This is a genomic window from Nocardiopsis sp. NRRL B-16309 (genome assembly GCF_001279585.1).
Classification (GTDB): domain Bacteria; phylum Actinomycetota; class Actinomycetes; order Streptosporangiales; family Streptosporangiaceae; genus Nocardiopsis.
Map to the genome: position 1 here is coordinate 1 of NZ_LGEC01000131.1, position 765 is coordinate 765.

Genomic DNA, 765 nt, shown 5'->3' on the forward strand with positions numbered 1-765 from the left:
GACGCACTACCCGACACGGACACACCCGTCCTGGCCCTGGAAGACCACTGGCCACACCTGACCCACCACCCCGACACCCCACCCCACACCGGCCTGACCCACCACGACCTCGCCTACGTCATCTACACCTCCGGCTCCACCGGAACACCGAAGGGCGTCCAGGTGACGCACCGCGGTTTCCGTGATCTGGCCCGATGGCAGTACGAGAACTACGGTCTGGAGACTCCGCAGCGAGTCCTGCAGGGCACGTCGCTGAGCTTCGACATCTCCGTGTGGGAGCTGTGCGCGGCGCTGCTGTCCGGCGGGACTCTGGTGGTGCCGCCTCCCGACCTCCAGATGGCCGGTTCCGATCTCGCCGATCTGCTGATCGAGCAGGGGGTCGAGAACATCAGCCTGACACCGGCAGCGCTTTCCACGCTGCCCGAGGAGTCCCTCCCGTCCGTGCGCTGTGTCACTGTCGGCGGTGACGCGTGTCCGCTCGACCTCGTCCGTGTCTGGGCACCCGGGCGCGCGTTCTTCAACGGGTACGGCCCGACGGAGGCCACGGTCGGCGTGTGCCTGGCCCGGTACACACCCGACCTGGAGCGCGTCCACATCGGGCGGCCCATCTTCGGGGCGCAGCTGTACATCCTCAACTCGCGCCAGCAGCTCCTGCCCACCGGTGTGGTGGGTGAGTTGTGCATCGGTGGAGCCGGCCTCGCCCGCGGATACCTCAACCGCCCCGACCTGACCGCCCAGAACTTCATCGCCAACCCCTACGGCCAA

The 765-nt window shown here is 68.1% G+C and carries 1 protein-coding gene; it reads left to right on the forward strand.

Going from position 1 to position 765, the window contains the following annotated elements:
- On the forward strand, positions 1–765 hold a 765-nt coding region (locus ADL05_RS27635), incomplete at both ends, for an AMP-binding protein (RefSeq protein WP_156366083.1).